Source organism: Leminorella grimontii (assembly GCF_039789245.1).
Lineage (GTDB): Bacteria > Pseudomonadota > Gammaproteobacteria > Enterobacterales > Enterobacteriaceae > Leminorella > Leminorella grimontii.
Map to the genome: position 1 here is coordinate 2,054,582 of NZ_CP146357.1, position 13,431 is coordinate 2,068,012.

The 13,431-nt window shown below is 53.0% G+C and carries 15 protein-coding genes and 1 riboswitch; of the genes, 6 read left to right on the forward strand and 9 right to left on the reverse strand.

Annotation, left to right across the window (positions count from 1 at the left end; all coding sequences use genetic code 11):
- The first annotated feature begins 134 nt into the window (after positions 1-134).
- Positions 135-1,142 (forward strand): purine nucleoside permease, encoded by a 1,008-nt coding sequence (locus V8L73_RS09640; protein WP_347254728.1) that lies wholly within the window; start codon positions 135-137, stop codon positions 1,140-1,142.
- 39 nt (positions 1,143-1,181) lie between these two features.
- Here V8L73_RS09640 and V8L73_RS09645 read toward each other — a convergent pair whose 3' ends face one another.
- The 5 genes from V8L73_RS09645 to V8L73_RS09665 form a co-directional block, all read right to left on the reverse strand.
- Entirely contained in the window at positions 1,182-1,616 is a 435-nt protein-coding gene (locus tag V8L73_RS09645) for a GNAT family N-acetyltransferase (RefSeq protein WP_347254729.1), read from the reverse strand.
- Between the two features lie 116 nt (positions 1,617-1,732).
- Complete coding sequence (locus V8L73_RS09650) at positions 1,733-2,782, reverse strand: aldo/keto reductase (RefSeq protein WP_347254730.1); 1,050 nt, start codon at positions 2,780-2,782, stop codon at positions 1,733-1,735.
- 19 nt (positions 2,783-2,801) lie between these two features.
- On the reverse strand, positions 2,802-3,155 hold the full coding sequence (locus V8L73_RS09655; RefSeq protein WP_347254731.1) for a TIGR04076 family protein: 354 nt from the start codon (positions 3,153-3,155) through the stop codon (positions 2,802-2,804).
- The gene (locus tag V8L73_RS09660; RefSeq protein ID WP_347254732.1) at positions 3,142-4,581 is read right to left on the reverse strand and encodes a Na+/H+ antiporter NhaC family protein; all 1,440 of its coding nucleotides are present in this window, start codon (positions 4,579-4,581) and stop codon (positions 3,142-3,144) included. Before V8L73_RS09660 ends, V8L73_RS09655 begins: the two co-directional genes overlap by 14 nt.
- 109 nt (positions 4,582-4,690) lie before the next feature.
- Complete coding sequence (locus V8L73_RS09665; RefSeq protein WP_347254733.1) at positions 4,691-5,113, reverse strand: pyridoxamine 5'-phosphate oxidase family protein; 423 nt, start codon at positions 5,111-5,113, stop codon at positions 4,691-4,693.
- A 92-nt stretch (positions 5,114-5,205) separates the two neighbouring features.
- On the opposite strand from V8L73_RS09665, the gene V8L73_RS09670 reads away from it, so the two are divergent.
- From V8L73_RS09670 to ilvN, 4 genes are all read left to right on the forward strand, one after another.
- A complete protein-coding gene (locus V8L73_RS09670) occupies positions 5,206-6,144 on the forward strand; it encodes a YafY family protein (protein ID WP_347254734.1) in 939 nt (312 codons plus the stop codon).
- Between the two features lie 135 nt (positions 6,145-6,279).
- A complete protein-coding gene (gene ivbL / locus V8L73_RS09675) occupies positions 6,280-6,375 on the forward strand; it encodes an ilvB operon leader peptide IvbL (RefSeq protein ID WP_071783243.1) in 96 nt (31 codons plus the stop codon).
- Positions 6,376-6,486: 111 nt separating this feature from the next.
- A complete protein-coding gene (gene ilvB, locus V8L73_RS09680; RefSeq protein WP_347254735.1) occupies positions 6,487-8,181 on the forward strand; it encodes an acetolactate synthase large subunit in 1,695 nt (564 codons plus the stop codon).
- A 2-nt stretch (positions 8,182-8,183) separates the two neighbouring features.
- Positions 8,184-8,468 carry an acetolactate synthase small subunit gene (ilvN, locus tag V8L73_RS09685; protein ID WP_261830938.1) on the forward strand — a complete coding sequence of 95 codons (285 nt, stop codon included), beginning with the start codon at positions 8,184-8,186 and terminating at the stop codon, positions 8,466-8,468.
- Between the two features lie 545 nt (positions 8,469-9,013).
- Here ilvN and V8L73_RS09690 read toward each other — a convergent pair.
- Entirely contained in the window at positions 9,014-9,637 is a 624-nt protein-coding gene (locus V8L73_RS09690) for a helix-turn-helix domain-containing protein (protein WP_347254736.1), read from the reverse strand.
- Positions 9,638-10,121: 484 nt separating this feature from the next.
- Positions 10,122-10,301, forward strand: a riboswitch (yybP-ykoY riboswitch).
- A 13-nt stretch (positions 10,302-10,314) separates the two neighbouring features.
- Here V8L73_RS09690 and mntP point away from each other — a divergent pair.
- Positions 10,315-10,890 (forward strand): manganese efflux pump MntP, encoded by a 576-nt coding sequence (gene mntP / locus V8L73_RS09695; RefSeq protein WP_261830937.1) that lies wholly within the window; start codon positions 10,315-10,317, stop codon positions 10,888-10,890.
- A gap of 13 nt (positions 10,891-10,903) precedes the next feature.
- Here the strand turns inward: mntP and modD are convergent, their stop codons facing one another.
- Genes modD through V8L73_RS09710 form a run of 3 tightly spaced genes read right to left on the reverse strand, consistent with a single transcriptional unit; the run spans position 10,904 to position 13,284 of the window.
- Complete coding sequence (gene modD / locus V8L73_RS09700; RefSeq protein ID WP_347254737.1) at positions 10,904-11,752, reverse strand: ModD protein; 849 nt, start codon at positions 11,750-11,752, stop codon at positions 10,904-10,906.
- 9 nt (positions 11,753-11,761) lie between these two features.
- A complete protein-coding gene (locus V8L73_RS09705) occupies positions 11,762-12,592 on the reverse strand; it encodes a class I SAM-dependent methyltransferase (protein WP_347254738.1) in 831 nt (276 codons plus the stop codon).
- 2 nt (positions 12,593-12,594) lie between these two features.
- A complete protein-coding gene (locus tag V8L73_RS09710; protein WP_027273162.1) occupies positions 12,595-13,284 on the reverse strand; it encodes a TetR/AcrR family transcriptional regulator in 690 nt (229 codons plus the stop codon).
- Positions 13,285-13,431 lie beyond the last annotated feature (147 nt).

Here is a 13,431-nt window from a genome sequence, read left to right on the forward strand (position 1 = left end):
TACAAGCGATAAGCACCTGGCATAGTCCTGCCAAACTTTAATGACATAAATTCATTATCGACATCTGGCCTTTTTGTTCCCAAACGGAGAAAATAGCGCAAACGATTACGTACACAAAAACGGGAAACAAAACGATGTTTAAAAAAGGTATTAGTTCGCTGGTTCTCCTTCCTCTTCTGGCGTCAGGCCACGCACTGGCCGACGATGCGCCGATTAAGGTGAAGGTTTTTGTCGGCTCTATGTTTGAAATTGGTAAAAACACCGGAGATAAAGCGGGCGAATTCCAAAACTGGTACGAAAAATATTTCAAAGACAGCCAGCCCATCACAGTCAAGGGCGCGTCAAACCCCGTCTTCTGTAACGACAGCGGCGTATGCGGTTCCGTGCTGGGCATGGGGAAAGTCGCCTCTTCTTCATCCATGCAGGCGATACTTCTCAACCCGAAGTTTGATATGTCCAAAGCCTACTTCATCATTAACGGCGTCGCCGGTACGCCGCCGTCTCGCGGAACGATTGGCGACGTGAGCTGGGCCACCTGGGCGGTGGACTACGACCTTGGCCACCGCTGGGCGCCGGAAGAAGGCCTTCACGACGGCCAAACCTTTATGCCGCGTAAAGGCTATGAAAACATCCGCCGCTATCAGTTCAACCCAACGCTGGTTTCCTGGGCCATGAAGATCACGGGAGACACAAAGCTACAAGACTCCGAAGGCGCGCAGAAATACCGCCAGCGCTATCCGGACGCTAACGCTCGCCGCACGCCAAAGGTGCTGACCGGCACGCATATGACCGGAGACACCTTCTTCCACGGGCCGGGCATGTCAAAAGAGGCGCAGTATATCGCCAAGCTGTACGGCGCGGACGACTATCTGATGACGGAAATGGAAATTGCGGCGATTACTCAGGTTATCGCCAAAACGGAAGGCTCCACGCAGCGGATTTTAAGCCTGCGCGGCGCGGTGAACTTCGATCAGGGCAACCCGAAAGAAACCACGCTGGAACACCTGGACCCGGCTCCGGGCCAGACCGCCGGCGGCTTTAAGGAAACGGTGGAAAACATCGCGACGGTAGGCTCAGAGATGACCGACTATATCGTAAACCACTGGGATAGCTGGCAGGACGGCGTGCCGCCGTTGAAGTAGCGCGTATAAGAACGTAGGGCCGCATTCGCGGCCCTTTCTCTATAACTGCTTATACAAACTCACCCTACTTTCATTCTGGTTAACCACAACAAACCCTCTGCTGCCGTACAGCGCCTGCGCCGGACTGTCGATAAAAACGCTCAGCCTCAGGTGCTGGATTTCTCTTTGACGCGCCAGGCGCTCAATGAGCGTCAGCACCTGAGAACCGATGCCCCGCCGCTGATAGGCCTTATCCAGCTGCAGATCGTGGATATACAGTTCGCCGGATTCCGGTTCGGCTTCCAGCATCAAAAAACCGACGTGGGTATCGTCGTAGACGACGCGGTAGTTTTCCCGCATCTCCCAGTTGGTGGTAAACAGGTGGGTTTTCCAGCTTATGCCGTATTTGGCATAGTAGTCGGCCGTGTTGTATTGGCTAAGGGATTCGGCAAGCCATACGTCGTCCGGCTCGGTTTTCACGAGTATCACGTTCATGAATGCTCCCGCTTTTACTTTTCTTATTGCGGGGCCAAAGCCTGACGGCCCCGCCGGTCTGAGTAACAGAAGCATAACGCTAAAGCGGCGCCACGAGCACGCCTTTATTGCGTTTTTTACTCGTCGTTCAGGTTCATTTTCATGATATTGCGATGCTTGTTGCCCTCTTCCCGCTCCAGCCCAAACGGCTCTCCGTCGGGAATGCGGTGCTGATTGAGGAAGTCGTCGATGCGCTGAACGTCTTCCGGCAGCAGCCGCGAGCTAAAGACCTTCTCGTTGGAGGCAATATGCCGCTCACTGCGGGTGCCGACAATCGCTGCGCCAACCGCGGGCTTATTCAGTATGTACATTACCGCCACGTTGGACAGTGAACAGCCTCGAAGCTCGCCAATCTCTTTCATCAGCCGTAGCAGCTGCTGATAGCCATCCCAACCGACGGAGTCATCAATAATCAGGCGATATTTCACCAGAGAGCGGTTTTCCAACGTCGAAGGCGCAGGCTTACCCAGCCATGACTCAGACAAAAAGCCGCCTGCCAGAGAGCCGTAGCACAGAAGCTTGACGTTGTTGCGCTGGCAGAAGTCGACCATCGCCCGCTCGGGGCGCCTGTCGAGCACGGAGTACTGCGTCTGGTTGCTGACTAAGGGGTAACCGGCGTCGACCAATTTTTGCAGATGAGCCGTGTCAAAGTTGGTGGTGCCCAGATTTTTAATCAGCCCCTCCTCCTTCAGGCGAACCAGGTGCCCGGCGATGTCCAGAAAGCCGGGCACCTGGTAGTCCCACCAGTGAAACTGCACCAGATCCAGCTGCTCTTTATTAAGGCGCTTTAGGCTGCGGGCGATGATGCGTTCGACGTAGTGATAGTCGACCTCGGACAGCGCGGACAGGTCGGGCACAAACTTGGTGTGAACCTGAACGTCGTCTTTCCCCGTGTCGCGCCTTCTTTCAAGAATAAACTGGCCGATAAGCTCTTCTACGCCGGTATAAATATCGGCGCAGTCAAAGGTGGTGAAGCCGCGTTCCGCCAACTGATGAAAGGCTTTTAGAACCGACGAGAAGTCGTGCTCACCCTGTAGCTTATGTCCTTCGGAGAGCTGCCAGCCGCCGTTGATGATTCGACATGTCTGATAGTCGGGCGTCAAATTAATTCGTGTCGCGTTTTCCATTATTGTTTATCCGTTACTCTTATTTTGAAGGCGTATCCGCATTAAGCGGTACGACCGTACACTCACCGTGCCTGAACGTTCTAAGGCCGGTGCGCGTAATCCTAAAACGTGCGCCGCAGTATGGGTCCGGACAGGCTATCAGCGCATCGGTCGTCATCCAGTCGTGCGCATGAGTCATTCTTTGCTTGGCCGGAAGCAGAGGCAGCAGCGCCCCCATGGCGTAGAGAGAAAAGCGGCCCCCTTCTGGAAAAATCAGGTTCTCACCCACGACGTCAAAGCCTTGCCCCGTGTGATGCGAACAAACGTAGGGCCTGTCGCCGTCAGGGACGACCTCAACGTGCAGATCGTAAAGCTCAAACTCATCGTTCATCATTTTCATTCTCCATCGGCGCTTTCAGCGAGGCGCGGTTATTGCCTTCAAAGCGACGCCCCAAGCCCGTTATCACGCTGCCGCCAAAAACGAGGAACAGCGCCCAGGGATAAAACGCGCTGGTTAAGAGCGTAAACGGCGTGATAACGTCGCCGGAAGACTGACTCTTCACCGCGATCATCACGACGAAGACGAAGGCGCTAAACGGCAGAATGACCGGTATGCTGTTGGCCATGGCGCTCATAATGTGGGAACGTCGGTACGGGTGCAGGCCAGCGCTTTTGCCAACCTTATCGCCAATCGGACCAAACAGGATGAGCGCCGCGCTGGTGACGCCGGCAAACACCGTCGAACATAAAAATGCCCCGGCGGCGAGGATGCCCTCTGCGCGGGCGGCGCTCATAGTTTGATTGCCGCGGGTCAGGCGCTGCGTCATGGCGGCGATGGCGCCGCTTTTCTCCAGAATGCCGATAACGGCAAACAGCGACAGGCACAGCATAATCGTTCCCGCCATGCTGCTTACGCCGTTATAGAGAATGCCGTCCAGTTGGCCGTCTTTCACCGACAGGATTTGACTGACCTCCAGGCGCCCCATCAGCAGGCCGATAACCAGCCCAGAGATGACGCCGACAATCAGCGCTGAAAAAATATTTCGGGTATAGATGGCCACCGCGACCAGAATAATAACCGGAACCAGCATGCTCAGGCCGCTGGCCGATGCGGTTTCCGTAAGCTGCATGTTGGCCTCTTGACCCTGACCGAACAGCAGATAAAAGGGAATGGTCAAAAGCCCGGCCAAAATCGCATACGGGCTACGGGACACCACCACGCCGCCCACTTCGGCGGTTTCGCCGTCGCGATAGGTTTGGGTGCTGGCGGAGATAACCGTTACGTCGGACACCGGCGCCAAATTATCGCCGAAAATGGCGCCGCTCAGTATCGCGCCCGCCAGCATGGCCGGATCGCCGCCCAGCTGAACGCCCGCGGCAAAGAAAACCGGCACGGCGGCAAAAATAGTGCCGATCGAGGTGCCGGTCGCCGTTGCGATAATGGCGGTGGCAATAAAAGTAAAGGTGCAGAACAGCGCGCCGGAAATCCCCGTTTCAACGCCTAACCAGACGAAGCCCCCGGCAATGCCGCCGGCCTTCATCATGGAAGAAAAAATGCCGGCCATCACCAGGATGCAGACCAGCACGCCGGTTAGCGGCGCGGCGATGCCGGCAATCGCGCCGTTCCAATAGTTGACGCTGTTTTTCGCCAAAAGCGAGCCGGCGATAACGCCGAGAAAACCGCCCATGGCAAGCCCGTTCATGTCGAACGCCTTTTGGAATATAAACAGGTAAACCGCAACGATGAGGAAAACCACGGCGGGAACCAGCACCATCAGCGGGCCGCCGCGGAATTCTATTTTGGATGAGGACGAGGACAAAGGTGGCTCCCTAACCTATACGATAATAAAGATAACGTCGTCTCGTCACATTAACTGAACTAGTACACTATTACAATGGGTTGCCGAGGTGAAATTATTTGTGACAATGTCACAATGATACGTTCCCCATTCTTTCCGCATCCAGCACCACGCTGGCCTGAGAAAAATGGATTTCGTACAGCGCTAAAGCCTCTCCCGCCATAGTAATAATATCAGCGTAGCCCGGTATTTTATCGATAAAGGCATCCTGCAACGCGCTCAGCGGCAGCGCGCTTTTTTTCACCTTCGCCCGCGCAGCGCGAACGTGCTCCGTACCGCCGTAGGGAACTGTCGTAAAAGCAACGCGATCGTTTTTCTCAAATTCCGCCACCTTCACGTTATCGCTAAAGGTCGCAAACCAAAGGACGCCCGGGCTTTCCTGAGAATAATAAAAATTGACGATCCTAACGTTAGGTTCGTCGTTCAGGCTGGTCGCCAACGCAATCTCTTTTTGCGTGTCCATCAGGCGGTGAAAGTCGTCTAAATAGCTCATTGTCTAACCTCCGTTAAGATAAATACCCTCGCTTTTTCAAAACTATGGCATGCTAACCCTGACATCTGTATGTCAGCATTTAGAGGCGAACGATGAAAATAGATCGAATTGTTGCCATCCTGATGGCCCTATTGGAAAAGGACAGGATAAGCGCCGCCAGGTTGGCCGAAATGTTTGAAGTTTCCGTTCGAACGATATATCGCGACGTCGATACCCTGGCGCGGGCCGGGATCCCGATTGTCACAGAGCCGGGGCCGAATGGCGGCATCGGGGTTATAGAACGCTTTAAAGTCGACAAGCGACTGTTTTCAAACGCAGAAATTTCAACGCTGCTGACGGGGCTAAACGCCCTGTCTCCCGCCCTGTCGACGCCAGAGCTTAGCGCCGCGCGGGCGAAGGTGAGAAGCCTGATTCCCCCTCAGCGCGCCGAAGAAGTGGCGTTTAAAAGCGGCCAGGTTGCGATAGACCTCACGTCGTGGACAGGCTACCCTTCGCACCATGTAGACCTTAATGCGCTGCGAGACGCGCTGGAAAAACATCGGGTGCTGGAAATCCACTACGAAGACGGCGACGGAGCGCAAAGCGTACGACGCGTTGAGCCCTATCAGCTGCTGTTAAAAGAGCAGCGCTGGTATTTGCGCGCTTACTGTCTGCAACGCAACGATTTCCGCACCTTCAAGCTGAGCCGAATTGTCCACATGCATGAGCAGAATACTGTTTTTACGCCCAGGCCGTTTAATCCAACCAGCATGGAGTGCAGCGCATGGATAGATCCGAGGCTGATAGATATTGAGCTCATTGCCGATAAGGCTCTGCGTGAGGCTCTGAGCGAATACTGCCCGCCGCAAAATATTACCCCAACTGAAGATGGCCGACTTCACGTCGTTATGCCGTTTGTGCCGGATGAACGGGGTTATCGGCTTTTGTTAAGCTTCGGCACTCGCTGTACCTGCATTGGGCCAGAGAGCGTACGCAGAGAGCTTATGCGCTACGTTCAGGCGCTCTACTCACACTATGAGTTACCCACATAAAGGTGATGAATATCCCATTTTTTACTGGGAGAGCGCATTTTTTGCATAAACCCGTTGAGCCTTTCGTAAGCCTGTGCTTTTATAAAAACGTTCGCGTCATTTACTGACACATTTAACAGATAAGGTAATCCCGTAATGACAACCCCATTCGCTCAATCGCTCCTCCTCACCGCGCAACCTGCCGCGGTGGTCGTCGTGCGTGTGGTGGTGGTCGTCGGCAGTGCGCCGTAACGGGTCCGAATCAACGCAAGATTTCGAAACCCCGCCGGCGCAAACCGGACGGGGTTTCTGCTTTATAGGCGCCCGCCCGGGAACGTCGGCCCAAACAGAAGGATAAAAACGATGGTCGAATCGGGCAAGCCACATCCAAAAACCTGCTTTACCGGAGCGGAGTTAATCGTTCGCTTATTGGAACGTCAGGGCATCACGACCGTTGCCGGCATTCCCGGCGGCGCGGCGCTTCCGCTGTACGACGCTCTTGGGCAAAGCAAGGTCATCCGACACATACTGGCTCGCCACGAACAGGGCGCCGGGTTTATCGCCCAAGGAATGGCAAGAACTAACGGCAAGGCCGCCGTGTGCCTGGCCTCAAGCGGCCCCGGCGCGACTAACCTCCTCACCGCCATCGCCGACGCCAAGCTGGACTCCGTGCCGCTGGTTTGCATCACGGGCCAGGTATCATCTTCCATGATAGGTACCGACGCTTTTCAGGAAGTGGATACCTATGGCATGTCGATTCCCGTTACCAAGCACAATTATCTGGTGCGCCACGTCAACGAGCTGCCCCAGGTTATCTGTGACGCGTTCCGCATTGCTGAATCCGGGCGCCCGGGGCCGGTATGGATAGATATTCCCAAAGACGTGCAGACCGCCACCATCGAGCTTGACGAACTGCCGCCCATCGCTAAACCCGACGCACCGCCGCCGTTTGACGTTCACGCCGTGATGGACGCCGCCACCGCAATCAACCAGGCTAAGCGCCCGGTGCTTTATTTAGGCGGCGGGATAGTCTGCGCCGAGGCGCAGCGAGCCGCAATGGAGCTGGCCGAGCGAGCCGGTTTGCCGACCACCATGACTCTGATGGCCCTGGGCACCATGCCCGCGGAACATCCGCTTTATCTCGGCATGCTGGGAATGCATGCGACTCGCAGCACTAACCTTATCCTGCAACAGGCCGATCTGCTTATCGTCATGGGCGCGCGCTTCGACGACCGCGCTATCGGTAAAGCGGAGCAGTTTTGCCCCGACGCTCAAATTATCCACGTAGACATCGATCGGGCGGAAATCGGTAAAATCCGTCGGCCGCAAATCGCCATTGCGGCCGACGTCGGACAGGTGCTTAAAAACCTACTGCCTCTGATTGAAGCCAACCCACGAGCGGCGTGGCGAGCAGACATCGACCAGATTAAGTCGGACTATCCGTCCGTTATGAACGACATTGACAACCCGCTGAGCCACTATGGGCTTATCAAAGCCGTGGCCGACTCCGTGGACGAAAGCGCTATTGTCACCACTGACGTGGGCCAGCATCAAATGTGGGTAGCGCAGGCTTATCCGCTGCGCCGTCCACGCCAGTGGCTGACCTCCGGCGGCCTGGGTACGATGGGGTTTGGCCTGCCTGCCGCCATCGGCGCAGCCCTGGCGGAACCCTCTCGTAAGGTACTTTGCTTCTCCGGCGACGGCAGCCTGATGATGAACATTCAGGAGCTGGCGACCGCGGTTGAGCATCGTCTGGACGTTAAAATCATTCTGATGAATAACCAGGCGCTGGGGCTGGTTCACCAGCAGCAGACGCTGTTTTATCAGGAGCGCATTTTTGCCGCCGCCTACCCTTACCTAACCGACTTTGTGAAGATCGCCGCCGGCTTTGGTCTGGATACCTGCGACCTGAATAGCGAAGCCGACCCTCAGACCGCGCTGGCCGAGGCTATCCGCCGACCGGGCCCCTGTCTGATTCATGCGCTTATCGATATCAACGAGAAAGTGTATCCGATGGTGCCGCCCGGCGCGGCGAATATTGAAATGATTGGAGCCTGAACATGTCGCAAATAAATCAAGCCATTGCTTTGGAACTCATCGTGCGCAACCATCCTGGCGTCATGTCGCACATTTGCGGCCTGTTTGCCCGCCGGGCGTTCAACGTTGAGGGTATCCTCTGTATGCCAATCAAAGACAGCAACCAAAGCCGCATTTGGCTTTTGGTACAAAAGGATTTACGCCTCTCCCAGATGGTCAGTCAGGTGGAAAAACTTGAAGACGTGCAGGCGGTCAACTACAGCGAAAACCTGCAAATTTTTGAGGAAATGAGCCGCTTTATGCAATAAAAACGACGATGCGCTTTCCGGTCGGTCCAAAGGCCGGAAAGCGGCGTCCACGCCCCGTTAATCGGATTCCTTCATTCGATGTCTTAAAAATCACGCTGACTATAAACAACCTCTATCTGAGTATTCATATTTTAGTATTAGTGCTGCCACGCCTGCCCCCATGCTATACAACCTAAATTTTCCGCTTACCTGATGGCTTGAAGAGCTTTGCTTTTATCCGCAAGGCTCTGTCAGCCAAGCGTGATGCTCACAAATAAGTTCAACCACAAAGTCGTCTTCACGCCTTAATTAGCAACGCGCTAAACTATTTAATGATGAAATTAGCACCAGAGAAAACAATGAACACCCTTTTAAAATATATTAAAAAAACAAAACGCCAAGGATTTCAGAAAAAATCTTGGCGTTTTAATGTCAATTTGATTATAAGAAACGATGCTTTTATTATCTGAGGTTATCATACCGACTTGCAGAATGATGTGTTGTTTCTTTCGAAATTTGATTTAATCGTGAAAGGATTTTTCTTACAAAACATCAGATAGGAATGTTTAATACTTCTCAGGCAACTTTTTGCATATCTGAATCAGCTTCCCTCTTTTCATTTCTATATAGCCACCCATTTTGAGATCGGACAAAATGCGCATCATCCCGCTGCGCGCCATATCGCTGTACTTGAGGATATAGCTTCCTACGCTAATTTTTTCACGCTCCGCCAAGGGCAGTTTAGCCAGCTCTTCCAGCAGGTTGCAAATAACGCTATAGGCAGAATTTTTGATGATCAACTCTCTTCGATAGAGGAGTATATCAAAGACATATGCTTGATAGTTAAGAACATCATTCCACAATCCCTTTTGAGTTATGGCTTCCATCGCCGTGCTACGTTCAGTGGCAACCATAACGCTATCGCTGCTGGGTTTTAAATGGTAGAAATCGATAAGAAAACAGGACTGCAATAGCCCCATAATACAAGGCGCGCTTAGCTCGCCAATGAAAACATTTTTTCTGTAAATTTCCACCTTTCCTTCCTGCACGGCGAAAACGAACTCTTTTCTCTTATTCTCAATTTCCTGACAAAATACAACCTGCTGGTTGTGGGAATAGATTTCACCTATATTTGAAATACACTCAACAAGTCTTAAAGTGCTTTCCTGCGGTTTTTGAGGTAAATTCATAGATACCATTCATTTTATGATTAACGTCAAAGAGTTAAATTCATATCCCTGCTGACTTTTTATTGTTTCGATAAAAGCAATTAATGAAATATGCTTTTGTTATCACGATAATAACAAGAAACATTATTTGTTCATAAGTCCACTATTGGACCATAAGGATATTCGAGTGTAACTCTCTTTCATTTTAAGATAAAGTGACGACATTTTTACCACTTGTTCATTCCATGAGTAACCTCATTGATGTAATTCCTTAATAACATATGTAAAACTTTATGTTTTAAGTGAAGTGATATCTCCCTCTATACGGTAAAAGATTATTACTTTTATCATTTCACCCTTATATTTAACTATTGCTAATATTATTTTACTCATCAAAAGTTAGAATGTTTTAAATATAGCTATTGATGAAAATAATTCTCATTTACTGATGAAAATAATTGATAGGCGCTTCTTAATTTCAGACTTTCGTTTCAAATGTTAGAATGCGTCCGTTATTGGGGAGTAGCCGGCTTTTGTCTTTGACATTAGCGCCTGCATCAACATACTCGCCGGGCTTTACGTCTGGCGTGGTGTAGGCAGCCCTATCGGGTAGGCGAGACCATTAGCATTCCGAACGTGCGGTAAGGTTGGGCCACGTTCGGTTTTGCTATTGGCTTTCCCGACCAGAGAAAATAATAATGAATCTTTCCGCAACGCTTATTCTTGCTTTTGGCATGTCAATGGACGCTTTCGCCGCCTCTGTCGGTAAGGGCGCAATTTTACACAAACCCCGCTTTCGCGAAGCCTTCCGCACAGGCCTTATTTTTGGCACGATTGAAGCCATCACGCCGCTTATCGGCTGGGGCCTCGGCCTGTTTGCCGGCCAATATATTACCGAGTGGGACCACTGGGTCGCGTTTGGCCTGCTGCTTATTCTCGGCGCCCGGATGATAGTTGAAGGCCTTAAGGCGCCGGAGGTTGAGGCGCCCAAGCTGCACAGGCACTCATTCTGGATTTTAGCCGCTACGGCGGTCGCCACCAGCCTCGACGCCATGGCGGTCGGCGTTGGTCTCGCCCTGCTTCAGGTAAATATTTTCCATACCGCAATGGCTATCGGGCTTGCGACCATGATTATGGCGACGCTGGGTATGATGCTGGGCCGGTTTATCGGCCCGCTGTTAGGCAAGCGCGCAGAAGTATTAGGCGGTCTGGTGCTTATCGGCATTGGCGTCAACATTCTGTTTGAGCACGTGGGCCCAACGCTGGGGCTGTGACCCACTGAGATTCCTACCGCTGAGGCTCTAAAACGACCTTAACGTCCGCGGGCGTCGCGTAATATGGAGACGACGTGACGATAAGGTCGACGCCGGTTGCCGCGTAGTCGGCAACGTTCTCCTGATGAACTCCTCCGGCTACCGACAGCCGACAGCGTGACGAAGTCGCCACGACGAGATCCTGAAGGCGGCGGATCTGTGGCAGGGTAAACTTATCCAGTTGAATAATATCAGGCTGCCCAGCTAAAGCGGCCATTGCCTCCTCCTCGCTGTCGGCCTCTACGATGATTTTCTTTTCCGGCGCCTGCGCTCTTAGCCTTGAGATCATGCCAGCCCAGTCGTTCGGATTAGAAAAAAAGCGACGATGGTTTGCAAACAGCAGTACCGTTTCCGCCGTTCCACCCCGGTGAATGATGCCGCCGCCGTCGAGTACGGCGGGAATAGCCAGCGCTTTGGTTGCCGGGATGCTTTTTCGCGTGCAGGCGATGCGCACTGAAGGATTTACGCTTTGCGCTCGCTGCATCATTTCGGCCATGTACTGGGCGACGCCACAGCTCCACTCCAGCACGTTTTGCGCCACCTTCCATCCTTGGTGCAGAGCATCAGCCCGGCCCTCTGCCGTCAATAGCACCTCTCCTGATTGGGCGTTCTGCCCGTCGAAAACGAGGATATCAACCGTCAAACCAAGCTTTAACAGTATGCGAGAGGCGACGAAAACGCCGCTTACCCTACCGGCCTGCCGTCGAATAAACCGCATTTTACCGTTTATTGAACCGATACCCAGCGCTCGAGTCGTCAGATCCCCTAGCTGAACGTCATCGAGCAGCAGTCTGTCTATAAAATCATCAGAAATATAAAACACGGTAAATCCTTATTTGCCGCCTTGCGTTTGCCAGGAGATAAACGCCCAACGCCTGAGAGAACTCAGTGGCGCCACGTCGTCCTCTTCACAGCGGCGGTAGTAGCTTTTAAGGCGTCGCTTTTCCGTCAGGCTAAGCTCCCCCAAAGACCAGCCCACGGCCCGTTCAAGCGCCTCATAGCTTTCAGGCTGCGGCTGTGGATAGTGGGCGTCAATGTAGTCGAGACGTGGATGAATGCCCATTTGATAAAGAATATTTAGCGGATAAATATAGTTAGGCAGCCCATCGCTTTGGCGCTCCAGGGCACTAAGAATGCGTTCGTCGATAAAGTGGGATTGGACGGCGTGCGTGGTATAAACGCGCATTCTTGCCTTTTCATTAAGCTTACGCAGCGCGCTTGCCATGTCGGCAACCAGCGTAGAGCGGGAAGCGACGACGATATCGCAAACGGGGACGTCGTCCCACGCGGCGTCCCATTCACGCTGAATAAATGCCGCATTGACGATCCCCGCCTCATTAGCCCGTCGACATGCTGCGTCAAGCATACCGGGGCTGTAGTCCAGCCCATAAACCTGCCTCAAGCGCGGCGCGCAGAGAAGGCAAATCGTGCCGGGGCCGCAGCCAACGTCAAGCAGCGTCTCTGCGCCACTCAGGTCCATTCGCGACAGAAACGCTTTTAAATACTCGTCTTCAGGATTGGCGCAAACTCGCGCCATCTTTTCCGCTTTTTCGTCCCAGCTGCTAGCGGGCTTTGTCACCCTTCCCGCTCGCCGCATGTGGTTAAGATAAAGCTGTGAAAAATCGACATCCTGATAAACAGCGTCGCTCTTTTTCTCAGCCATCGTCAAGACGTGTGGGAAAGCGCTTCCTTCCCCTCACTTTCCTTCGCATCGGCCCGGGCCTGATTCAGTATGGCCTTCGCCATCCACTGCGTCATCGACATCACTTCGTCGTTTTCCAACTGCCAGATGTCTTTTAACACCATGAAAACTTCCGAGCCGTACACCATAGACAGCGCGCAGTTGACCTTTTTAACCATCGCTTCCGGCAGTTCGTGGTTAAGCGGCTCCGTAACCAGAGACAAAATCGCCTTACGGTGGCCCCGCACCAGTCGGTCCTGCGTATCTGCGGAGGTTTCATCATCCAGAGACGTCAACTTAAACTCCGCCGCCCGCCGCTGGGCCCACTGCTGTAAAGAGAGCAGAAGCGCAGCGCGCAGCGCCCCTTCATGCTTCAACATTTGGGGGTAGGCAAAGCGCAGCAGCGCCTCTACGCGGGACTCCGCGTCGCTCTGTTCCGGCTGCCAGTTGATAATGGGTTTTAGCGTTTCTTCTACTACGGCAGCGATGAGATCGCTCTGGGTGGGAAAATAGCGGTAGGCCGTCGCTCGGGATACCTGCGCCTCGACCGCGAGTTCGCTAACGGTTGGAAAAGCGCCTTCTTCAAACATCTTCATCGCGTACTTAATTAGGAGACTATACTTTCGCCTTTTTAAGTGGCTCAGCGTGGTCGCAGGTTGTGTTGTTTGTTCCATTTACAGCCCCCTTATTGACGGAGTCTCGTCATTTATCATTCACCTTTAGCTTTTTCAGAGGATAGGGAATGAGCCTATGGCCCATATATAGCAATAAATTTAAAGGGTTGCCAACGAACTCCGTCACTATTTTGGCTTAATAATTGA